The following is a 23,086-nucleotide window of genomic DNA, read 5'->3' on the forward strand; positions in this document are numbered from 1 at the left end:
CCCCGCACAGTCCCCCCCCCCGGCCGCGGGGCGGGCGCGGCGCGCGGCCCGGCGCCCCCGGACCGGATGATCCACCCCCTCCAGTGCTGCGAAACCTGCGGCAAGGCCTACCGCGCCCCCACCCCCGGCGGAAACTGCGGCCCCTGCACCCGCGCCATGGACCCGCCGAACGTCGCGTAGCCGGGCAGGCCAGGGCACTGCGATAGTCGGCGGATGAGCCACCAAACGCCTGCCCCTGCCGACGAATCGCCCTTGACCGCCGAGGAGTACGCGGCCGTGCATGCAGCCGTCTCCTCCGGCGCCGGGCGTCGTATCGACGGACGACCATGGACGCTCAACTCGCTGTTCGAGGCGTGGCAGGACCTCGTGGAGGAAGTGGAAGAAGGCTACGGGTGGTGCGCGCCGGAACTCGACAACGACCTGTGGTGCCGGACCGCGCTGGCCAAGGTCTGGCGGCTGCTGCCGCCACGCGTGCGGACGATCCGCCAACCCGAGCTCGACGAGCTGGACGCGCGCTTCCGGACGGCCACGATCCCCTGGCCGGACCGGGACGAGAACCCGCACCAGCCGTGGGAACTGCGCATCCCGCGGATCCTCGAAACCGAACCGGCCGAGGGCCGACTGCGCGGGTGGCCCATGGGCTGGGGCATGCTGCCGTTCCCCAAGCCGGACGAGGTCGAGGTCGTCGAGTGACCCTGATGTCCTTCCCGGCGACGACTCTGCCTCAACGGCGGCGGCGCAGGCGCCGCCAGGCGGCCACACCGGGGCCGACGCCCCAGACGCCGAACAGCCCTGCCCCTCCACTCCAAGACGCCACGTGTCGGCCTTGACGGCCTGCTTGCGGGGACCCTTGTTGCGATCAGCTGGCACCGGAGGTAGAGAGGAAGGAGAAGCATCCCTCGTCTTGTCCATGTGTATTGGGGATGGTCCCCGTGCCGGAGACAGGTGCGTGGTCATGGGCCTTGATCGGTGTATTGCTCCTCCTCGGAGCACTCGGCGCCGCGGGCGCGATCTTCGCCTGGAGGATGGCAGTCAGAGAACCGGATTCCGAACCTCGGATTGAGGTGCTCGCGGGAATCGGCGGGGGCCTTGTCACCGGCATCGCCATCGGGATATCGGCTCTGTTCTTGGAACAGTCCTTTGGAGAGTCGCAGAAGTACGCGGCGTGGAGAGCGAACGTCGAGATAGCCGACTCCATACCGGGTTTCACTCCCAACGGCAAGAACATGGATGGGATCAACTTCAGCGGCAAGGCGCTTCACAACGCCGACTTGCGCGATGCTCCCCTGGAGGGCTTCAAATTCAGGGAGTCCGACCTCAGAGGAGCAGATCTCGCGGGAGCTCAGCTCCAAGGGGCAAACCTGATCGGAGCCAATCTTTACCAGGAAGACTTGAAGGGCGCAGATCTTGAGGGAGCGTCATTGCACAGCGCGAACCTCACCCATGCTGTATTGGGTCCTGCCGAGTCCTTCGAAGGTGTCAAGGTCAACGTCTACACGTGTTGGCCGAAGGGCGTGCCCAAGGAGGTTCTGGCCGCGGTGATCGTGGTGGATCACCACGACGAAGTGACCGGGAAGGTGCTGCGGTCTTGCGACGACATGCGGGACGGTATCAGGGGCGGGGAGGAGGCTCCGAAGTGCACACTGTGGAAAGGCGCCGAAGAAATTCACTGAAATCCTAGAATGGCCCTGGACCTCCATGTCGCTGTCGCCACCGGCGGCGTAGCCGCTGCCAGACCGCCACACCGATGCTGACGCCCCAGACGACGAAGAGCCCATACCAGAAGAGCCCCCACACGGCCTGCGGGGGGCATCCTCGGGGGCGAAGGCCGATGCCGCTGCGCGGGACGCCGGACCAGCGACCGCGTCGCTAACCGGCCCCGGACCCGGACTCGGCCGTGGGCGCGGCAGGCAGGACCTGGTTGGGCCGGCCCCAGTCGGGCAGCAGGTCCCACGAATCGCGCTCCAGCCACTCGGCGAAGGTGACCGGACGACCGCCCGCCGCATGGTCGAGGGACAGCGGGACGATCAGGTCGTGGGTGGCCCGGCCGTCCCACCACACCGTCCCAGCCAGCGGACCGGACAGCGCGAGCAGCGTGGCGAAGCCGCAACCGTGCTCCTGGAGGACCACGGCGCCGGCCGTCTTCCGGTCCTGGAACTCCTCGTACTCCGCGTCCCAGGCCTGCCAGGCGACCGCGGCCGACGGCCCGTCGAGGAAGTCCTCCCACTGGGGCTCCCGCGCGTCCAGCTCGGCCTCCGCGGCGGCGTACGCGTCGGGGTGCGGGAAGGGCAGCGGCAACAGGTCGGGCCGGGTCTGGTCGTTGTCGGCCCACCACCAGCCCCGCTCGCCGCGTTCGAGCCGGGCCACGTCCCCACCAGCACTGACGCCCACCAAGTAGGCCCGGTACTCGGCGGGGAAGGAGACGCCGAGCTCCCGCTCGGCCTCGGCCACCTCGGCCTCGGTCAACGGCGGCGGGGGCGGTGAAGGACGGTGCATGCGGCCACCCTAGGCGGGGTTGTCGGGGGCCTCGGCTAGGGTGCGCGGATGATATTCGGACGTGGGCGGTTTTCGGCTGCCGTCGAGGATTTCGAAGCGGCTGTGCGGGCCCAGGACGCGGACGCGGCGGAGCGTGCGTTCGCGCAGCTGACGCGCGGTTTCGGCAAGGCGACGGACGCCCAGCTACAGGCGGCGGGGCCTCGGCTCGCCGCCCTGCTCGGGGAGGTGCCGCCCGGGCCGCGGGCGGTGGTTGCCGTACTGACCGGGGCGTGCGTCGAGCGCGGCGCCGACCCGCTGGCCTGCGCGCCCGGCGTGTTCGCGGGCGCCCTGGACGCCTTCGAGCAGGCCGCCGTCTTCTGCGAGCGGTGGGCGGCCGCCGGCCGTGGCGAGCTGCCCGACCACGAGGGCGAGGGCCTGGAAGAGGCCGATTTCGAGCGGATCGGCTTCGAACCCGTCATGGCCTGGCAGGCACTGCCGCAGTTCGAGATGGCCTGCGTGGCGATGCTCAACTCGCCGCGGGTGCGCCGCGAGCTCCCGGGCCGCGACGGCTTGCGGGCCGCCGTCGCCCGGGTCGCGGAGCTGTCCGACGAGCCGTTCAAGTGCCTCGCGTACGCCCTCGCCGTCCTGGACGACGAGCCGCTCATCGCGCTCGACCGCGCCACCGGCGCCGGCTTCGCGCTGCGCATCTCCGGCATCGGCGACAACTTCCAGCTGCACACGCTCCTCGCCGACGCCCTGATCGGCCGGGGGCTCGTGGCGGGTGAGGCGCCGTCGGCCGAGGCCGTCGCCAGCTGCCGCGACCAGGCCGGCATGGTGCCGACCACCGGCTCCTTCAACCTGGTCGGCGCCGACGGCGAGTGGATATGGAACGAGGGCAACCCGGCGGACATCCCTACCGTGGACGGCGTCCGGCTCGTGGTCCTCGACCCGTCCCCGTACGGGAGGAGTTGGCCCGCCGGCCGCTTCTTCCCCGGGATGACCGGCGAGCTCGTGTACGAGCGCGCCCTCGCCCCGCAGGAGGCGGCCGCCCTGCTCGCCCAAGTGACCGAGCCCGCCCGCTGACGCGGGCGACGCCCCCGACCGCCTCAGCCCAGACCTGGGCCGCTGCTCCGGCGCAGCGGCCTGACCGGGTCACGCCATGCGGCAACCACCGCCGCCGCCAACCGCCGGAGGAACGGCGCCCTCGGCTCCTCCCTCGCAGGCGCGAAAACAACGGGCTGAGCCGGCTCGGAGCGGCCCCAGTCGGGCGGAAGCAGGTCCCAGAAGCCGTACTCCTGCCACTCAGCGAACGTGACCGGTCGGGCCCCAGCCGCGTGGACGAGGGACAACGGGACGATCCGGCCGCAGGTGGCCCGGCCGTCCCACCACACCGTGCCGGCCAGCGGACCGGACAGCGCAAGCAGCGTGGCGAAGCCGCAACCGTGCTCCTGGAGGACCACCGCGCCGGCCGTCTTCCGGTCCTCGAACTCATCCGCCTCCGCGTCCCAGGCACGCCAGGCGGCCACGGCGACGGACTCGTCCTCAAAGTCCTCCCGTCGCGGCATCCGCGCATCCAGCTCGTCCTCCGCGGCGTCGTACGAGTCGGGGTGGGGGAAGGGCAGCGGCAGCAGGTCGGCCCGGGTCTGGCGGTTGTCGGCCCACCACCAGCCCCGCTCGCCGCGTTCGAGCCGGGCCACGTCCCCACCGGCACTGACACCGACCAAGTAGGCCCGGTACTCGGCGGGAAAGGAAACCCCGAGCTCCCGCTCGGCCTCGGCCACCTCGGCTTCGGTTAACGACGACGGCGGGGGAAGACGGTGCATGCGACCACCCTAGACAGCGCCGGCCTGTCGGCCGGATACACCGGCTGGGGGAGTGCTCGGGGCCCACCCTGGATCCGCATACCTGTCTCATTCTGTGCGTGTCGGAAGAGCAAAGCCGAGCGCGTACCAGGACATCATGCAGAATGCGTACGCGTCGGAGGGCGAGATCTCGAAGAAGGGCTGGGGCGAAGACTGTCCGCTGACCTGGCTAGATGCCTGCCTGCGGCAACCAGGGCGTTGTCGGTTGTCTCGCATAACCTCCGTCGAACTCTTGGGGGTGGGGATTGTGAGTGGTGGCGACGGCAAAGACCTGGAGATGGATCCGGTTGCCGTGCGGAGCATCCAGGACGGGCTGCGGGCGGCGGTGGGGGAGTTGCGGGAGTTCGCCACGGACACCTCGGCCGTAGCCGGGTCCGGTATGAGCCGGCTCGCGCTGACGGGTTTTGAGGCCGGCCATCCGGCGGTGGCCTCGGCCCTGGAGGGCTTCTGCGAACGGTGGGACCTCGGGGTGGCCAGCCTCGTGATCAGTACGAGCGGGCTTGCCGAGCGGCTGGGGATAGCGGCGGGCTCGGTCTGGGAGGAGGACCAGTACCGCAACGGCACCTTCAAGGTGCTGGTCAATGCCGGTGTCGGCAACCCCCACGCCTCGGAGGACGAGGTCGAGAAGAAGTCCATGGACGCGATCCTCTCGGACCACGCGTTCAAGCGGGAAACGCCGGAGCAGGCCCGCCAGGCCAGGGAGGACTTCGACCGTACTTGGGCGGACACCAAGCACAGGGTCCTCAACGAGGGGATCGGCGGCGGCCTGTTGGAGAACGTCGCCGAGGCGCAGGGCATGGACCGCGAAACGCTTGACCACATGCGCAACCCGCAGGTTCCAGGACAGCACGGCAACGCTCACAGCGGTGAGCAGCACGGTGATGAGGGGGCAGGTTCTGATGGGCGACGGTAACTGGCTGGAGAAGGGCGCAGCCATCACCGGGGACGCCGTCGAATGGCTCGGTGGCAAGACCGCTGATGCGCTGGAGGACGTGGGCTGGCAGGGGGGCGCCAATGCCGTCCGCAACACGGCGAACTCCGCGGCGAACCGTCTGGGTGCCGATGTCGGCGAGGTCGACCTCGGCCAGACCGAAGACCCCAAGCAGCTGGTCCACGGCAGCGCGAGCAGCCTGCGTGCGACCGCCGGACACCTGCGTGATTTCAGCACGGCCTTCACCCGCACCGGGGAGGGCCTGAAGAAGCTGGGCACGGACGGCATCAAGGGCGCCTCGGCTGACGCCTTCCGGGACTCCGTCCAGGAGAAGGCACCTCGCTGGTTCGCCGCCGCGGCAGCCTTCGATTCGGCGGCCGGCACGGTCGCCCGGTTCGCCGACACGGTGACGTGGGCGCAAGGTCAGGCGAAGGAGGCGATCGACGAGTACAAGGCTGCGGTGAAGCTGTCGGAGAACGCCCGTAGCGCCTACAACACGTGGGTGAAGGATTACGAGGCGGCTGTGAAGGCCGAGCGGAATCCGCTGCCCGCCCGCCCGGGTGGCTTCACCGATCCGGGTGCCGACGGCATCAAGGCCGCCCAGCAGAAGTTGGCCGAGGCACGGCGCCAGCGTGACGACGTCGCCCGCTCGGCCGCCCAGGCTCTGGAGAAGGCCCGGGATGCGGCACCGAAGGTGTCGGCCACCGAAGCCGCGATGATCGAAATCGTACGCAAGGGCGCCGAGTACCAGCACTTCCTCGGCGGTGTCGCCAAAGGCGCGGCCGGCATGGTCAACACTTACCGCGCACTGGATTCCAACGACCCGTACAACATCAACCATCCCACCGTGGCCCAGATGGGCCTCAACAGCATGGGGGCCAACTTCCTCACGGCTGCCAACACCCCGGACGCCACAGCCAAGGCCCTGATCGACAGTGCGATGAAGGACCCGTACGAGTTCGGCGGCAAGCTCGTACCGGAAGCAGCTGTATCGAGGGGGTCCGGCCTGCTGTCGGGCGCGGCCCGCACCGCCGCAGGAGCCACCCGCCTCGCCGACGACATGGCGCACGCACCGAAGCCCCCGAGAGGACGGGAGGGGCCGGAGAAGCCGGAAGAGCCGAAGGGGCCGTCCGCCGGCGAGGAGCTGAACAGGGATCCGCACGGGACGTCGCGCGAACCGTGCGACCGGACCTGCCGGGAGGATCCGGTCGATGTCGCAACGGGCCGGATGATCCTGCCCCAGACCGATCTCGTCCTGCCCGGCTCGCTGCCCCTCGTGATCAGCCGCACCTTCGAATCGTCCTACCGCCTGGGCCGCTGGTTCGGCCCGAGCTGGTCCTGCACGCTCGACGAGCGCCTGGAGATCGACGAGACGGGCATTGTCCTGGTAGGCGAGAACGGCAGTCTGCTCGGCTATCCCCACCCCTCTCCAGGCGGTCCCGTCCTCCCGCATCTGGGGCGGCGCTGGCCGTTGGAACGGCAGGAGGACGGCGGCTACACGGTCACCGACCCCGACACGGGGCGGGTCCGGCACTTCACCGAACACGGCCTGCTCATACAGATCGACGACCGTAACGGCGCCTGGATCACCTTCACGCACGACGAAGCCGGCGCCCCGGTCAGCGTCGCCCACAGCGGCGGCTACGAGGTCCGCCTGTCGACCTCCGACGGCCGAATAACCGGCCTCGACCTGGCCGACGGCACCCAGGTCCTCCGGTACGGCTACACCGACGGCAACCTCACCGAGGTCACCAACTCCTCCGGCCGCCCCCTCCGCTTCGGCTACGACGACCTGAACCGGATCACCTCCTGGACCGACACCAACGACCGCCACTTCGACTACGTCTACGACGACGAGCACCGCTGCATCGCCCAGTCGGGATCGAACGGCCACCTCAACGTCCGCTTCGCCTACGAGCCGGGCCGCACCACCCTCACCGACTCCCTCGGCCACCGCACGCAGTTCCTCGTCAACGACCGCGCGCAGATCACCGCGGAGATCGACCCCACAGGCGCCACCACCCACTTCGAACACGACCGCCGCAACCGCCTGCTCTCGCGCACCGACCCCTTGGGCCACACCATCCGCTTCACGTACGACGAGGCGGGCCGGATGACCGGTGTGACCCGTCCGGACGGCCGCGTATCGCGGGCGGAATACAACGCACTCGGCCTGCCGGTGAAGCTGATCGCCTCGGATGGCAGGGTGACCCGCCAGACATACGACAACCGCGGCAACCGCACCTCCGTCACCAACCCCGTCGGTGCCACGACTCACTTCGCGTACGACACCCGCGGCCACGTCGCCTCGGTGACGGATGCCCTGGGCAGCACCACCACGGTCCGCTGCGACCCGGCAGGCCAGGTCACCTCGGCAACGGATCCCCTGGGCGGGACAACGACCTACATCCGCGATGCCTTCGGCCGCCCGATCGCCATCACGGACCCGCTGGGCCACACCACGCACCTCACCTGGAGCGTCGAAGGCCGCCTCCTGCACCGAGTGAACACCGACGGCAGCGAGGAGTCCTGGACCTACGACGGCGAGGGCAACTGCCTAACCCACATGGACGCGATCGGCGGAGTCACGGTCTTCGAGTACGGTGACTTCGACCTCCTCACCGCGCGGACCGGGCCGGACGGCGCGCGCTACACGTTCTCGCACGACATGGAACTCCGCCTGACAGGGGTCACCAACCCGCAAGGGCTCACCTGGAGCTACACCTATGGCGCGGCGGGTCGGCTGGCCTCAGAGACGGACTTCGACGGCCGAACCCTCACCTACGGGTACGACGCTTCGGGACGTCTGACCTCCTGCACCAACGCCGCAGGCGAGACCACGGCATACGAGCGCAACGAGCTCGGCCAAACGATCCGCAAGGACGCCGCCGGCCTGGTCACCACCTACGCGTACGACGTCTTCGACACCCTCGCGACGGCTTCCTCACCGGAGGCTACGGTCACCTGGCTCCGTGACGCCACGGGCCGACTGCTTTCGGAGACGGTGAACGGCCGCACCCTCACGTACGACTACGACGCGCTGGGGCGCCGCACCAGCCGCACGACGCCTGGGGGCGCCGAATCCCTCTGGGCGTACGACGCGGCAGGTCGGCGCAGCGCCCTTACCACTGAGGGCCGCACTCTGGTCTTTGAACGCGACGCTGCGGGGCAGGAGCTGAGGCGTACGCTGAACCCGTCGCTCTCCCTCATCCACGAGTACGACGTGATGGGCCGCCGCACCGCCCAGTCGGTCGTCGGTCAAGACGGCCGCACCCTCCAGCGGCGCGGCTACAGTTACCGCGCCGACGGCTACCTGACCGATATCGACGACTCCGTTGTCGGCCTGCGCACCTTCACTCTGGACGCGGCAGCCCGGGTCACGACTGTCGAGGCCTCTTCCTGGTCGGAGCGCTACGCTTACGACGAGGCCGGCAACCAGACCACCGCCTCTTGGCCAACGCAGCACCCCGGCGCGGAGGCCCGGGGCGACCGCGCCTACACGGGCACCCGCATCACCCGCGCTGGATCAATCCGCTACGAGTACGACGCTCTGGGCCGCGTTACCCTTCGCCGGAAGACCCGTCTCTCGCGCAAGCCCGACACCTGGCGCTACGAGTGGAACACCGAAGACCGCCTGGTCGGGGTGACCACCCCGGACGGCACCCGCTGGCGCTACCGATACGACCCCCTGGGCCGCCGGACGGCCAAGCAGCGTCTGTCGGAGACCGGGGCGGTCATCGAGGAGACCCTGTTTACCTGGGACGGCACAATCTTGTGCGAGCAGACCAGAGGCGCGGTCACCCTCACCTGGACCCACCAGGGCCTTCACCCCGTCACCCAGACAGAGCGCATGGCCCAGGACGAGGTTGACGACCGCTTCTTCACGATCGTCACGGACCTGGTGGGCACTCCCACCCACCTCATCGCAGAAGACGGCACCACGGCGTGGCACACCCGCTCCACGCTCTGGGGCACTACAACCTGGAACCGCGACGCGACGGCCTACACCCCTCTCCGCTTCCCGGGGCAGTACTACGACCCCGAGTCCGGCCTCCACCACAACTACTTCCGCACCTACGACCCCGAAACCGCCCGCTTCCTCTCCCCGGATCCCCTCGGCCTCACCCCCGCCCCCAACCCGACCACGTACGTCCACAACCCTCACACTTGGGCCGACCCCATGGGCCTGGCCCCGGAAGGGTGCCCGGAGCGCGACCCCTTTGACTTCCGAAAGCCCAACCCCGATCATCCCCCGAAGCAGAATTTGATCGACGCCATGAAGGAAGCACCGCAAGGCGAGTATATCGACTGTACCGAAATTTCAGATTTCATCATGAAGCGGGCGGAGGGCGAAGGAAAAATTGTCCACTACATCACCCCGTCCGGAAACCTCAGAACTCCCGAGGCCGGGCCCAACGGAATCGAGATTGAGGACTACGAATTCCACCAGGTATACACTGACGGTCGATACGTATATGACCCGACCCTGAGCCCGGAGCCAATCGCCCGAGGCGACTACGAGCGGGCCCTGCGGTCACAGAACCCCGAACGCGTCATACGATTGGAAGGCGAAGCCAACCTGAATGAACTGAGAGAGATGCGAAGGAACAGGAAATGGCGGTGACGAACATGACAGAACCACTGTCGCGCTTTCATCGAGCCAAGGCTGCCCTTGAGCGATTCGCGCCCGTGGCTTGGATCAGATCCACAAGCGAGATCGGTCACACTGGCCTCATTCAGGTGCCTTCTCTCGGTTGGCGTTTCAGTGAACCACACCCGGAGTTGAAGGAGATGTTCACATCTGTGGTGCGAGATGCGCCGCAAAACATCACCTGGTTCTTCGGGGAAAGGAGGAACTCGTTGATTGTGCCGACGAGGCTGGTCGATGAAGCCGGACTGGACGGTGAAGGCTACGGCGACCTCAAGACGGCCATCAGCCAGAGCGACCAGGGGTTCTGCATCGCCGCCTCCGAGGACATCGAACTCATCATCCGGGCGATCGCCACGCAGCCCGCGCCGCCGACCGCGGCGCGGCTGTACGTGACCCAGCTCGCAAAGAGTTCAGCCGAGGAACTGGTGTGCGTCGTGGAGAGCCTCACGGGCGAGGCGCAGGTCGGCATGGTGTTCCGTGCCGTCGGCGCGCCCGACATCGAGATCCGACTGACCGCCCTCCACTGGTACCCACCCCGGCCGGAGACCAGGAGGCGAGCCCCTCTCGCCAAGGCAACCCTCGTCGGCGACGGCGCCGGGCGCATCCGTCTCAAAGAATTGCTCGTCAGCGTTCCCGACCACTGAACCTCTTTCAACCTGTCTCTGAGGTGTGAAAGCGCTGGTCAGTCGGGTGGTGGTGACATGGCGAAGCCCCTGTCGTTGGTGTGGTGATTCCACTCATCACATCGACGTCAGGGGCTTCATTGGTTCCGTATCCTGCCATGCTTGACGTCCCGTACGAGCTGTTGAGCACGTCTCCTGGCTGCTTTACACCCGAAGGCATGAGGTGAACTCACGCTGGCGCAAGCTCGGTTGTTTCAAGCAGGCCCTCCTGGCTCTGGCCCACCTACGCAAGAACGAGACGTTCGCGCAGCTCGGAGCCGGCTTCGGAGTGTCGCAGGCAACGGCCTGGCGCTACGTCGACGAGGCCCTGGAGGTGCTCGCCGCGTGGGCACCTGGACTGCACGAAGCGCTGGTCGGGCTGGGCGAAGGCGACTTCGTCATTGTCGACGGCACGCTGATCCCGACCGACCGGATCGCCGCGGACGAGCCGTACTACTCGCAAAGCACAAGCGGCACGGGATGAACGTGCGGGTCATCGCCCGCCCTGACGGCACACCCCTGTGGTTCTCCAGAGTTCTGCCGGGTCGCGCCCACGACCTGACCGCGGCCCGCGCCCACGGCATCGTCCAGGCCTGCCTCACCAGGCAGATCCTCGTCCTGGCCGACCGGACCTACCAGGGAGCCGGCGCCACCGTCCGCACTCCGTACTACAACCACCGCGACCAGCCGGCCCACTACCAGCAGTACAACCGCGACCACGCCCGACTACGAGCACCAGGCGAACGCGCCTTCGCACGCTTGAAGTCCTGGAGAGTCATGCGCCGGGCACGCTGCTCGACCAACCGCATCGGCCGCACCGCCCAAGCCATCCACACCCTCCTCACCTGCGGATATTCAGGATGAAAGAAGCTCACTGAGGCAGGCTGTCGCGGACAGCACGGGGAGGAAGGCCCGCGGCGGGACGGCCGGTATGGCCATCTCCCGGATTCGGAGGGCGGCAACCAAATCATCATGTTATTCCCGGCAGGAAGGAGCCGTGTTCCGTGATCGCAGAATTCCGCGTGCGCCCGGTAATCTTTAAGGGCGGGAGCCGGTGGAAGAACGTCAAGCCTGAATGAGATTCGCGAACACCCGAAGAAAGTAACGACGGCATCATTTCTCTCGAGAGAGACAAGGGGCTCATTGTGGCAAAATTTGCACCCCCAGAGCCGCAGGAGTTTGTCATTGCGTTCGGGGTGGAGGCTGCCGTTACAGGGGACACGCAATTTACGATCGATTTCTCTGAGGTAGTGGACGACTGCCTCGAATTTTCCTACGACGTACTTGGCGGGTCTGTCGCCGTGACCTGGAGTCCAGCGCGGACCGGACCGACCTTCACCATCTTCCGAGAGGGCGCGACGCTTCTTCGCATCATCGATGAGTATGGATCGTCGAAAATAATGATAGATTTCAGCACTGACGATACCGTTGGGGCGATGGAAACCCAGATATTTCCGCATATCGTGATCTCGGATCGAACCCTGCTCCGCTGACGGGTTCCCTTGGTGTGTCGTGTGCGGACTATGCAATCTTATTGTTTGTTATTTCAAAGAGCGAGACGGCCGCGCTTGCCGAGCCCTTTTCATCCTGGCGCCCTGGGGGTGAAGGGGCTGGGCAGGGGTGCTATGGCAGACGACGGAACATGGTTTCACGGACGTCCTCACGCTCATTTTTTCCCACTTGGGGCGAGGGCCTCCAGCTGAAGGCACACTGCACCACCTCAGCCGCCGTAGAAGAGGTCGTCGACGACGGCGCGGGCGCGGCGGGTGGTGCGGCGGTAGTCGTCCAGCATTTCGCCGACCGTGCCCTCCGCGTAGCCGAGGTAGCGGCCCACCGCGGCCAGTTCGCGGGCCTCCGACGGGAAGGTGTCCCCGGCGCGGCCGCGGACCAGCATCACGGCGTTGCGGACGCGGGTGGCCAGGACCCAGGCCTCGTCCAGGATCTGGGCCTCCTCGGCGGGGATCAGGCCGGCTGCGTGGGCGGCGGCCAGGGCCTCGCGGGTGCGGGTGGTGCGCAGGGCGGGTTCGGCCCAGGCGTGCCGCATCTGGAGCAGCTGGACGGTCCACTCGACGTCGCTGAGGCCGCCGCGGCCCAGCTTCGTGTGGAGGGTCGGGTCCGCGCCGCGCGGCAGGCGCTCCGATTCCATGCGGGCCTTGAGGCGGCGGATCTCGCGGACCGCGTCGTCGCCGAGGCCTTCGGCGGGGTAGCGCAGCGGGTCGATCAGGTCGATGAAACGGCGGCCGAGGTCCGGGTCGCCGGCGACGGGTGCGGCGCGCAGCAGGGCCTGGCTCTCCCAGGTCAGCGACCAGCGGCGGTAGTACGCGGCGTACGAGGCGAGGGTGCGGACGAGGGGGCCGGAGCGGCCTTCGGGGCGCAGGTCGGCGTCGATGAGCAGCGGCGGGTCGGCGGTGGGGAGTTGGAGGAGGCGGCGCATCTCGGCGATGACGGTCTGGGCGGCCTTCGCGGCGTCCTGCTCGTCGACGCCCTCGCGGGGTTCGTGGACGAACAGGACGTCGGCGTCGGAGCCGTAGCCGAGCTCGTGGCCGCCGAACCGGCCGACACCGATGACGGCGAACCGGGTGGGCAGGGTGTCGCCCCACTGGTCGCGGACTGCGGCGCGCAGGGCTCCGGCGACGGTGGCGGCGGTGAGGTCGGACACGGCCCGGCCGACCCGGTCGACGAGGGCTCCGCGGTCCGTTTCGGCGGGGCTGTCCTCCGTACCGTACGAGGCGATGATGTCGGCGGCGGCCGTGCGGAACAGTTCGCGGCGGCGGACCCCGCGGGCCGCGGTCACGGCGGCCTCGGCGCTGTCGGCGCGCCCGACGGCGGCCAGCACCTCCTGCAGCAGGGCCTCGTGCGTACGGGGCTGGAGGCCCTCGGGGTCGCCGAGCAGGGCGACGGCCTCGGGGGCGCGCATCAGCAGGTCGGGGGCGAGGCGGCCGGCGGACAGGACGCGGGCCAGGTTCTCGGCGGCGGCGCCCTCGTCGCGCAGCAGGCGCAGGTACCAGGGGGTCTTGCCGAGGGCGTCGGAGACCTTGCGGAAGCCCAGCAGGCCGGCGTCCGGGTCGGCGGAGTCCGCGAACCAGCCCAGCATGACCGGGAGCAGGGTGCGCTGGATGGCGGCCTTGCGGGTGACGCCGGAGGCGAGGGCCTCCAGGTGGCGCAGGGCCGCGGCCGGGTCGGCGTACCCGAGGGCTTCGAGGCGCTGGCCGGCGGCGCGCGGCGAGAGCCGGGTCTCGCCGGGGGCGAGCTGGGCGACGGCGTCGAGGAGCGGGCGGTAGAAGAGCTTCTCGTGCAGGCGGCGGACCACGGAGGCGTGGCGGCGCCAGGCCTTGTTGAGCTCGACGACGGGTTCGGTGCGCAGCCCGAGGGAGCGGCCGAGGCGGCGCAGGTCGGCCTCGTCCTCGGGGACGAGGTGGGTGCGGCGCAGGCGGTGGAGCTGGATGCGGTGCTCCATGGCGCGCAGGAAGCGGTACGCGTCGTTCAGCTGGGCGGCGTCGGCACGGCCGACGTAGCCGCCGGCGGCGAGGGCGTGCAGGGCGTCGAGGGTGGTGCCGGAGCGGAGGGTGGCGTCGCTCCGGCCGTGGACGAGCTGCAGCAGCTGTACGGCGAACTCGACGTCGCGCAGGCCGCCGGGACCGAGCTTGAGCTCGCGGTCGACCTGGGAGGCGGGGATGTTGTCGACGACGCGGCGGCGCATCTGCTGGACGTCGGCGACGAAGTTCTCGCGCTCGGCGGCCTGCCAGACGAGGGGGTTTATGGCGTCGACGTAGGCCGCGCCGAGCTCCGGGTCGCCGGCGACGGCGCGGGCCTTGAGGAGGGCCTGGAACTCCCAGGTCTTGGCCCAGCGTTGGTAGTAGGCGAGGTGGGAGGAGAGGGTGCGGACGAGGGGGCCGTTGCGGCCCTCGGGGCGGAGATTGGCGTCGACGGGCCAGATGCTGCCCTCGACGGTGGTCTCGGAGCAGATGCGCATGAGGTGGGAGGCGAGGCGGGTGGCGGCCTGGAGCGCCTTGTGCTCGTCGCCGTTCGCGCTGCCGTTGGTCGCCCCGTTCCCGCGGTTCCGGCCGTTCCCGCCGTCGGCTGCGTCGGCTCCGCCGGCTCCGTTGGCGGCTTCCGCGACGAAGATGACGTCCACGTCGGAGACGTAGTTCAGCTCGTTGCCGCCGCACTTGCCCATCGCGATGACGGCGAGGCGGCACCGGGCCGCGTCCTGCGGGGCGGCCGCGCTCGCGATGCGGAGGGCGGCGCGGAGGGTGGCGGTGGCGAGGTCGGCCAGCTCGGCGGCGGTCTGGGCGACGTCGATGGTGCCGCAGACGTCACGGGCGGCGATCGAGAGCAGGCACCGGCGGTACGCGACGCGCAGCGCGACGGGGTCGTGCCCCTCGGCCAGGCACTGCTCGAACTCTGCGAGGCCGGGGTGCAGATCGGCGGCCTCGTAGGTGACGAGGGCCTGCCAGTCGCGGGGGTGGCGGGCGAGGTGGTCGGCGAGCGCCTCCGAAGCACCGAGGACGCCGAGGAGGCGGTCGCGCAGGGGCTTGGAGCTGACGAGAGTGTCGAGGAGGGCGGGCCGGTCCTCGGCGCGCTGCGCCTCGGCGAGGCGGACCAGGCCGCGGAGGGCGAGGTCGGGGTCGGCCGTGGCACCGAGGGCGTCGAGGAGCACCGGGTCGGTGCGTACGGGGGCCAGCGCGTCGGATTCGAGCAGCCGGGCCGCCGCCGAGGGGTCGGTGAAGCCGCTGCGCAGCAGCATCGTGAAGGTACTGCTCCTGCGTCCCGGGACCGTCATCCCGTCGCCTCCCGCGTCCCGCGTCCGTGTGTCGCTCACCGCCACGGCCCTCGCGGGCCTTGGAGGGAGCCTATCCGGAGCAGGCGTTCGACTCACCGGGGAGCGGGTGGATGCGCCGGGTACGGCACCCCGTTGCACATCACGACGGGGCACCGTCACACCGGCCTCGGCGGCCTCCAGGGCTCCGGCGCGGTCGCGACGAGCGGGCACGGCACGCCCTGGCGGGCCCCGCGGCCGGCCCGGACGGCGCGATCACGTCGGTCTGCGCCGGAAAGCCGGAGTCATCGGCGAAACGGGTGAACCAAGTCCCTTGTTTTGGACTCTCACTGACTGCTCAGCGGTTTTTCCCGCCCGGAACGACCCGAAGGCCAGGCCAGCCGATGTCCCTTGCCCGCCGCCGCTTCCTCCTCGCGGCCCTGCTCCCGGTGCTCACCGTGGGTGCCACCGGCGTACTCGCCATCGCCACGGGCGAGCAGACGTCGGCCGAGGCCACCCAGGAGGGCGACTCGACCGCGGCCCTTCCGGCGAGCGTCACGGCCGGCTCGGTCGTCCAGGTCGTCGCCCACCCCGACGACGACCTGTTCTTCATGAACCCGGACCTCAGCCGCACCCTGACCGCCACCACCGGCACCACCGCCACCCGCACCACCCTCACCACCGTCTACCTGACCTCCGGCGAGGCCGACGGCCGCAACGAGGCCCGCGGGGGCGCCGCCTGGGATCCGGAGCAGCCCGCCGACCGCGCCCACTACGCGGAGGCCCGCCAGAACGGCATACGCGCCGCCTACGCCCAGATGGCCACCGGCGACCGCACCAGCGCGTGGAAGCGCACCGCGATACCCACCGAGGGCGGCGGCTTCGCCGAGCTCGACGTCCTCGTCGCCAAGCCCGAGGTCAACCTCGTCTGGCTCCAGCTGCGCGAGGCCCGCAACCCCACCGCCGAGAACCCGGACAGCCTGCGCGGCCTGTGGCACGGGAAGATACCCGCGCTCGGCGCCCAGCTGTCCTCCGGAAGCCCCGTCAAGCAGCAGTACGCGTACACCAAGGACCAGACGGTACAGGCCATAGCCGGGATCCTGGACCGGTACAAGCCGACGACGATACGCATGCAGGACCCGACCCCCGGCCGCTACCCCGAGACCGGCAAGTACACCGACCACCAGGACCACATGTACGGCGCCCGCTTCGTGCAGGCCGCGACGGCCGCGTACGCCGACCGGGTCACCGACCGCCCGCGGTTCACGGTGCAGAGCTACCTCGGCTACCACAACGGCTCCCTGCCGCACTCCCTGGACCCGCAGACGGCCGAGACGAAGATCGGGTTCCTCAAGACGTACGCCTGGCACGACCGCGAGAACCACTGCGGCAGCCCGTCCGGCTGCGGCGACCGCAAGGTCGCGGGCAGTCCCACCGGCCGCAACTGGGCCCAGTCCCTGCGCTACGCCCGCGGTGACAGCGCCTCCTGGCTGACGGCCGGCACCCCCGGCCGGCTGTGGGCCTTCGCCGCCCTCGACGGCCGGATGGCCGTTTGGTCCCGGCAGGGCGCCCCCGGCCGGTGGACCGGCCCGGCCCTGCTCCCCGGCGGCGGCATCGACCCGGGTGCGAGCACGGCCCGCTTCCCGGACGGCCGCATCGCGGTCCTGGCCACCCGCACCACCCTCCACCCCGACTACCGGCGCGAGGCCGTGTACGCCGTCCAGACCGCGCCCGACGGCCCGTTCGGCCCGTGGCAGTCGCTCGGCACCCCCGAGACCGCCGACGAGGACGGCACCTCCGCGATCAGCACCCCGGCGGCTGCCGTGTCCCCGGACGGGCGGCTCACCGTGTACGTACGCGACTCCCGGCGCACCCTGCGCGCCCGCGAGCAGCAGCCCGACGGCGGCTTCGGCCCCTGGCAGCACCTGGGCGGCGCGGACCTGCAGAGCGACCCGGCGACGGCGACCGACTCCGCCGGGCGGCTCCACCTGTACGCCACCACCGGCAAGACCGTCCTGGCCTGGATCCGGCCCGCCCCGGACGCGCCGCTGGAGGGCCCCTTCCCGACGGGCCTGCCCGCGACCACGGTCCCGCTCACGGTGGTACCGGAGGGCGCGGGGGTCCGCCTGTACTTCCGCCGCCCGGACTCGGGCGTCGTCCGCACGGCCCTGGTGACGGCGGGCACCGGCGGCAAGCCGCAGGTTTCCAGCGTCTCCGAAGCGGGCGGTCGGGCGGGCTACGGTGCCGTCGGCGTGGCGGGCCGCCTCCTCTCCGGCCGGGCGGACACGGGCGCGGTCAGCACGACGAGCGTGGGCGGCCCCCCGGCCTGGACGGAATCGAAGATGCTGTACACGGGCGCCCCGGCCGGCATCGCCGAACAGGCGGGCGCAACGACGACAGCGGTCCTGGGCCTGGACGCAAACCTCCACATCACCACCACCACGACCCCCGCCCGCCCCACCCGCCCCACCTGGCACCGCGCGGTCCTTCCGGGAACATAGGAGGAGTCGCAGGAGCTGGTCAGGCGAGTCAGGTGAGCCCTTCTTCGGCGGTTGGCGCACCGGGTTTCAGAGGGACCCACCTCGTCATCGCGTCCCAGGACTCCAAAACGTCCACCAGGCCTTCCACCGTGGCCGGAAACTCAGGTCCAACGGTGCTGGTCAGGATCAGCAGCATTCCCCCGTACTGCCGTACCAATGCGATGAACTCCGCGGTGGCCGGGGCCGACCAGAGCTGCCCGAGTGTCGCAACCGCGACCTCGTCGGGTCCGGTGAATGCCCAGGCGAGCGAGTCGGAAAGCCTGGGTGGCAGTCCCGACCACAGCGGTTGAAGATGCAGTGCTTCGGCGAATGCCGATCTGGGCCCGTAGGCGCCGGTCGCCGTCCAATCGTCCCCGTTCCGGACCAGCTGGGCCACCTCCAGCGAAGGGTTCACGATGAGAGCCGGAACGGCCCGGTCGTGTCGCTCCCCTGTCGGCACTCCGGCGCTGAAGGACCTCCAGCTGATGCCGGCGTCCTTTGCCATATTGATCAGGGCGGAGTCGTTCCAGAGGGGATACCGGCACAACCCGAAGTGGAAGAGCCTTGCGCTTGCCCAGGTGATGTGATCGTCCACGTAGAGGGCGGGAACCCCGTCGCCCAGCGGGTATCCGCAATCCTGGCAGTCGCCGGCCCAGAGCAGCTGCATGAGGGAACGGGTTTCCTCGTCTCCCAGTTTGTTCAGGACCTCTTGGCTGACGGCCAAGTACGGAAGACCGGTCGAGCCGTCCGGGGCATCCAAGACCACCCAATCCACTTGGTATCCGTGGTCTCGTGCCCGCCTCCACCACTCCTCCCCCGTACGGACGTCGCCGAAGGAATAGGCGGCTACTCCGACCATCAGGCAGCCGATCGGGTCACCCAGATTACCCTGCGTGACCGCCGCATCGTAGGCTCGCGAGACATACGCGTTCGCTGTTTCGTGGTCTCCCCTACGCAGCAGGACGCCGGCGTACGACAGCGCTGCGAGGGGGATCTCACCATCGGCCGCCACCCTCAATGCCTCGACCGCGTCGTCGGACTGCCACTGCGAGGTCAGCCAATCGGAATAGTGCAGTGCGCTTCCGGGATCGCCGGCCTCGGTGCCCCGTTTCCAGAGCGATATCGCTTCGTCCTGGTTACCCAGCTTTTCATGGACCATGCCGAGGGCTCCGATCGACTGCAGTTCCCCGCCTTCGATCGCCCTCTCGTACCAGGCGCGCGCCGTCTCCAGATCCCCCCTCGCGAAGGACAGTGCACCCATGTTGTGAGCACCGGTCGAATCGCCCAGCTCGGAAGCGCGCTCGAAACAGCGGCCCGCACCGTCGTACTCCTTCTCGGCCGCCAATAGTGCTCCGAGGTTGATCAGGCCGTCGGGATCATCCGCCTCCACGAGAGGGCGAAGGGCTTCCTTCGCAACGTCCGTCCGGCCGGCGACCCTGGCCACGGTCGACACCAACGCACGACGTGAATCATCGACGACACGCAGAGCCTCGTCCCACACTTGATCCGGTAGCTCGTTCGGGCGGGACCGGCGCGCTGCGTCGGATACGAGATAGTCGAACGGCTTCCACGTACCACCCCGGCTCGGAACCAGGGGGCTGGTCACGCCCAGGACGACCCCGGACGCCCAGTCCCACGCTTCGTCCAAGCCTTCCGGCCGCAGCGCCGGACCGCCCGCCCGGTCGAGGAAGTACATGTGGAGGCGTTCCAGCGACTCCGGCGCCAGGGCAGCGTCCACACCCGTGCGGGCAAGGGCGACGGCAGCCGCGACGAGCGCCGCACCTCGTGGGTTGCCTTTCACTCGTGAAGCAGACTGCCACAGCTTGAGCACCTGCGGCCCTGCCGCCAAGTACTCCGCCACCCCGTGCGCCCTGTCGGATTTGAGTGCGGCAGCAATGCGCGGATCCTCACACGAAGAGGCATCGTGCCGCTCGCCGTCGGTCCAGATCCGATCAAGGGTGATGTGATGCGCTGCGCGGATCACCCGGCCCGGCGAAGAGGGCAGACACGGCCCACCTCCACGCGATATGGACTGAATATCCCTTTCGCCCGTGTAGTGCTCATAGAATTCGGTACGCAGAGTGGCGAGCACGACCGTGCGACGAGCGACCAGTCGGTCGAGCAAAGATGGCGTCAGCCCGTCGGAGCGCAGATAGCTGTGCAGGTCGTCCAACCAGACGACCTTTTCGCGGGCACTTCCGAGTGAGAGCAGGAAGGACATGTCGGCGTCGGGGTCAGGCTTGCAGACCGACCAGTCCCGGAAATGACGGATCATGCCTTCGTACAAGGCCCTCGACTTTCCTGCAGCCGAATCGCCCGTCAGCAGCAGCATGCCACCCGATTCCGTCAGCCCTTCAAGGCAGGCGTCCAACTGCCCGTCGACGGAACGGCGGACGTACTGGACGACTTCCGAGTAGCCGACGGCATCCGGTGCGCGATGGACGCCGAACGCAACCGGGTCGGCCTCGGCAACGGGAACCCAGTCGCCCTCGCGGGGCACAGGGGCTTCGCACACCGTGCGCAGCGCCCGTTTGCCGATCTCCACCAGCTCAGGCCGCAGCCCTGCAGCCGCCTCCACCGCCCGCCGGAAGCCGGCGTCATCCACCACGACGGAGATCGGAACGGCTTCCACCCGCGCGTGCCCCCACTGCCCGGGGTCGCCGCACACCACACCGATCAGGTACTCGTCGGCAAAAAGGGCAGCACCCGACATCCCCTGCCAAGGCGATGCGGAGGACACGCCGACTCCGGGCGGCGGGGCATGGGAACTGTCCAGCACATAGCGGCCTCGCAGGATGGACGACCCCGGCTTCACCGTTCCCACGATCTGTTCGGTGTCCGGCCGGGCCCCGTCCCGGAGCGAGATGCGCGGGTAGCCCACCGCTTCGCAGTTCTCCCAGGCCGCCAGGCCGGTTATCTTGCCCCATTGGACATCGGATATCCGGCACTTCGTGATGTCCTCGACCAGGTCTTGCTCCGCTTGGAGTAGCGCCGCGTCACACGACTCGTCATAGCGAGACCACACGAGGCGGCAGTGGTGCATCCCCGTCCCGCCCGAGACGGCGACTCGAGCGGTCTCGTCCCCTTCGAACAGGTGGGCCGAGGTGAGCACCAGACGTGAGTCGAGCAGGAAGCCGCTGCCTTGCCGCGCTCCCTGGACAACGGCGACTCGCTCGACGGATCGGACGCTCATCCGCCGCGCAGTCCGGACGGACGTTCAAAATCGCCCAGATCCACCTCGATCGAACTTCCGATCTCGATCGACCCTCCGGTGGCGGAGTCTTTGGGCTTCAACTTCACGGACACTTTGTGGATGGCGTTCTGCGCCATCCCTGCTTGGGCACCACCGGAGACCACCCAGGCCTTGAAGCCTGCCTTGGCACTCACGTCGCGTCGCAGCTCGACCGAGAAGTCGAGACTGATCTCGTCCACCTCGAACCTCAGGCGCTGCCCTTCCGCCGACTGCAGCGAAGCCATCAACTGATCCCGCAAGCCCTGCACAGCCTCAGTGAGTTCCACGTTCCCCAACGGGTCACGCATGTCTCCAACCTCCCCCGTCCGGCCCGTTGTTACTGGCTATCCATACCATATGCCCCTGACACGAACGGCGATCCGAACGTCGACCTCCAGGCACGCCGGGCGGGCAGCCACATCGGGGGGTCTTGGCCGCCCGGTTGCCCCGCCCAGAGTGCGGCAAGCCAGTGCTGCTAGCCGAAAACGTCGTCCTCGCGCCCCGGCCAGGCCAGGGTGATGCCCACCCGGTCGCACAGACCCACCCACCGGGGATCGGAGGGCTCGTACTCGACCCAGAGCACGGCGCGCACCTGCGCAGCGCGCTCGCGGAGCCTGTCGTGATAGTCGAGCAGCTGGCCCACACCGGCTCGGAGCTGCCGGGTCTCGTTCCCGGGCGTGAGTGACTTCACCTCGCACACGGTCAGGTCCTCGGCCGTCAGACGCCACCCGAGATCGAAATCGGGATCGGTGACGCGCGGAGAGAGGACGTCCAACCCCCGGGCCCGAGCGGCCTCGGCGAGGGCGTTCTGCAACTTCCGGTGCGCGTTGAGATTGCGCCCCATGAGGTCGGGGTCGGGAGGGGTGAACTGCGGGGCCGCCGGAGTCACTGATTCGTCTGCGACGCGGTACCCGCACCCGACGGGGACGGTGGGCGGCTGAGCCGTCGTGCCGACCTCGGAGAGATGGAAGCGGATCACCTTCCGCAGCGGTCCCCCACCCGTCTCGGGTGCTTCGTCGTACGAGTAGGGCGCGGTCGGATCCACGGCGAACTCGCCCACGTAGCGGACGACCCCGCGGGACCCCTCGAAGACCCGGAGCGCCAGCCCCAGCTTCACGTGGTCGCGTATGGCGGCGTTGCCGGGGCTGTCGAAGCCCTGAGGACCGACCTGCCCCTCCCCGGTGTAGTGGAAGGTGCCGTCTTCGGCCCACGTGTCGAAGTAGCCGTGCTGGTGGCCCGTTTGCGGATCGGTGAAGATCAGCACGTTCGTGGACTTCGCACACCGGCTGATGCCGCCCTGTCGGCTACCGCCGTAGCGGTCGTGAAGCTCCTTGCGCTTCACGGTCGCACCGGGCTCCAGCAGCCATTCGGGCCCGTCGGACGCCTGCTGGCCGCCGAAGGCCTCCTCGAAGGCCTCCCACTGCGCGTCGGTGACCTTGTGGGGGTTGCCGGCGAACAGCGTGCCCAGGGGTGACTTCTCCGCGAACCGCTCGTCGCGCACGAAGTGCTGCCTGGGGACCGGCCGGTCGAGCCACTGCTCCACGACCAGCGGCACGTACCAGCGGACCCCCGGCTCCTCCTGCCAGTACTCGTCCGGTGCACTCGGCTGCTGGCTCGGGGCGCCCGTGATCCGCCCCCGCCCCACCAGTCCCCCACGGGGCCCGGTCATCCACATAACGAAGCGGTCGCCGTCCGCGAGTTCCGCGCGGTAGCGCGCGACGCTCCAGGACTCGAGCTGATGCCCGTCCCGCCGGAACCGGTCGAGATCGAACACGTCCGGGTTACACGTAAGCAGCCAAGCGCTCATACCCACCCCCACTGCACGCCCCCAGCTGCTGATCACTTGATGGGCCGTCCGTTCACCGACGCCACCTGAACGTTCCAGAACTTTGGGGAGTTCCTCCGTGGACGTGACGCTGCCCCTGACTGCGGCCGGACGGGCCGGAACCCCGAGGGGGCCCCCCCCCCCCCGGGCCCGATCCCGGCCGGGAGGTC

General features: G+C 69.4%; 14 protein-coding genes and 2 pseudogenes. 10 read left to right on the forward strand and 6 right to left on the reverse strand.

The features are described 5' to 3' along the window. The 3 genes and pseudogenes from ACFVGY_RS34185 to ACFVGY_RS34195 form a co-directional block, all read left to right on the forward strand. Nucleotides 1-180, forward strand: a pseudogene (locus ACFVGY_RS34185) (hypothetical protein); the annotation flags it as partial. Between the two features lie 33 nt (nucleotides 181-213). Then, nucleotides 214-693: a hypothetical protein gene (locus ACFVGY_RS34190; RefSeq protein ID WP_385685296.1), complete on the forward strand. Its 480-nt coding sequence runs from the start codon at nucleotides 214-216 to the stop codon at nucleotides 691-693. A 239-nt stretch (nucleotides 694-932) separates the two neighbouring features. Continuing rightward, entirely contained in the window at nucleotides 933-1,673 is a 741-nt protein-coding gene (locus ACFVGY_RS34195; protein ID WP_385685299.1) for a pentapeptide repeat-containing protein, read from the forward strand. A gap of 196 nt (nucleotides 1,674-1,869) precedes the next feature. Here the strand turns inward: ACFVGY_RS34195 and ACFVGY_RS34200 are convergent, their stop codons facing one another. Then, nucleotides 1,870-2,496: an SMI1/KNR4 family protein gene (locus tag ACFVGY_RS34200; protein ID WP_385685302.1), complete on the reverse strand. Its 627-nt coding sequence runs from the start codon at nucleotides 2,494-2,496 to the stop codon at nucleotides 1,870-1,872. Between the two features lie 48 nt (nucleotides 2,497-2,544). On the opposite strand from ACFVGY_RS34200, the gene ACFVGY_RS34205 reads away from it, so the two are divergent. Continuing rightward, a complete protein-coding gene (locus ACFVGY_RS34205; protein ID WP_385685305.1) occupies nucleotides 2,545-3,558 on the forward strand; it encodes a hypothetical protein in 1,014 nt (337 codons plus the stop codon). 23 nt (nucleotides 3,559-3,581) lie between these two features. Here ACFVGY_RS34205 and ACFVGY_RS34210 read toward each other — a convergent pair whose 3' ends face one another. Then, entirely contained in the window at nucleotides 3,582-4,298 is a 717-nt protein-coding gene (locus tag ACFVGY_RS34210; protein ID WP_385685308.1) for an SMI1/KNR4 family protein, read from the reverse strand. 136 nt (nucleotides 4,299-4,434) lie between these two features. Here ACFVGY_RS34210 and ACFVGY_RS34215 point away from each other — a divergent pair, with 136 nt between their 5' ends. The 5 genes and pseudogenes from ACFVGY_RS34215 to ACFVGY_RS34235 all read left to right on the forward strand — a co-directional run bounded on the left by ACFVGY_RS34215 (nucleotide 4,435) and on the right by ACFVGY_RS34235 (nucleotide 12,074). Next, a complete protein-coding gene (locus ACFVGY_RS34215) occupies nucleotides 4,435-5,250 on the forward strand; it encodes a hypothetical protein (RefSeq protein ID WP_385685311.1) in 816 nt (271 codons plus the stop codon). Continuing rightward, a complete protein-coding gene (locus ACFVGY_RS34220) occupies nucleotides 5,237-9,892 on the forward strand; it encodes a putative T7SS-secreted protein (RefSeq protein WP_385685314.1) in 4,656 nt (1,551 codons plus the stop codon). Before ACFVGY_RS34215 ends, ACFVGY_RS34220 begins: the two co-directional genes overlap by 14 nt. Next, nucleotides 9,883-10,563, forward strand: a complete 681-nt coding sequence (locus ACFVGY_RS34225; protein WP_385685317.1) for a hypothetical protein — start codon at nucleotides 9,883-9,885, stop codon at nucleotides 10,561-10,563. Before ACFVGY_RS34220 ends, ACFVGY_RS34225 begins: the two co-directional genes overlap by 10 nt. A gap of 80 nt (nucleotides 10,564-10,643) precedes the next feature. Next, a pseudogene (locus ACFVGY_RS34230) lies at nucleotides 10,644-11,445 on the forward strand (transposase family protein). A 281-nt stretch (nucleotides 11,446-11,726) separates the two neighbouring features. Continuing rightward, the gene (locus ACFVGY_RS34235; protein WP_385685320.1) at nucleotides 11,727-12,074 is read left to right on the forward strand and encodes a hypothetical protein; all 348 of its coding nucleotides are present in this window, start codon (nucleotides 11,727-11,729) and stop codon (nucleotides 12,072-12,074) included. 227 nt (nucleotides 12,075-12,301) lie between these two features. On the opposite strand, the gene ACFVGY_RS34240 is transcribed toward ACFVGY_RS34235, so the two are convergent. Beyond that, nucleotides 12,302-15,364 carry a bifunctional [glutamine synthetase] adenylyltransferase/[glutamine synthetase]-adenylyl-L-tyrosine phosphorylase gene (locus ACFVGY_RS34240; RefSeq protein WP_385685323.1) on the reverse strand — a complete coding sequence of 1,021 codons (3,063 nt, stop codon included), beginning with the start codon at nucleotides 15,362-15,364 and terminating at the stop codon, nucleotides 12,302-12,304. Between the two features lie 380 nt (nucleotides 15,365-15,744). Here ACFVGY_RS34240 and ACFVGY_RS34245 point away from each other — a divergent pair, with 380 nt between their 5' ends. Continuing rightward, the gene (locus ACFVGY_RS34245; RefSeq protein WP_385685326.1) at nucleotides 15,745-17,841 is read left to right on the forward strand and encodes a PIG-L family deacetylase; all 2,097 of its coding nucleotides are present in this window, start codon (nucleotides 15,745-15,747) and stop codon (nucleotides 17,839-17,841) included. A gap of 28 nt (nucleotides 17,842-17,869) precedes the next feature. On the opposite strand, the gene ACFVGY_RS34250 is transcribed toward ACFVGY_RS34245, so the two are convergent. The 3 genes from ACFVGY_RS34250 to ACFVGY_RS34260 form a co-directional block, all read right to left on the reverse strand. Then, complete coding sequence (locus ACFVGY_RS34250) at nucleotides 17,870-21,052, reverse strand: trypsin-like peptidase domain-containing protein (protein WP_385685329.1); 3,183 nt, start codon at nucleotides 21,050-21,052, stop codon at nucleotides 17,870-17,872. Then, nucleotides 21,049-21,399 carry a trypco2 family protein gene (locus tag ACFVGY_RS34255; RefSeq protein WP_385685332.1) on the reverse strand — a complete coding sequence of 117 codons (351 nt, stop codon included), beginning with the start codon at nucleotides 21,397-21,399 and terminating at the stop codon, nucleotides 21,049-21,051. Before ACFVGY_RS34255 ends, ACFVGY_RS34250 begins: the two co-directional genes overlap by 4 nt. Nucleotides 21,400-21,566: 167 nt before the next feature. Further along, the gene (locus ACFVGY_RS34260; RefSeq protein WP_385685335.1) at nucleotides 21,567-22,898 is read right to left on the reverse strand and encodes an EVE domain-containing protein; all 1,332 of its coding nucleotides are present in this window, start codon (nucleotides 22,896-22,898) and stop codon (nucleotides 21,567-21,569) included. Nucleotides 22,899-23,086 lie beyond the last annotated feature (188 nt).

The sequence above is a fragment of the Streptomyces sp. NPDC127106 genome (assembly GCF_042677605.1).
GTDB lineage: Bacteria > Actinomycetota > Actinomycetes > Streptomycetales > Streptomycetaceae > Streptomyces.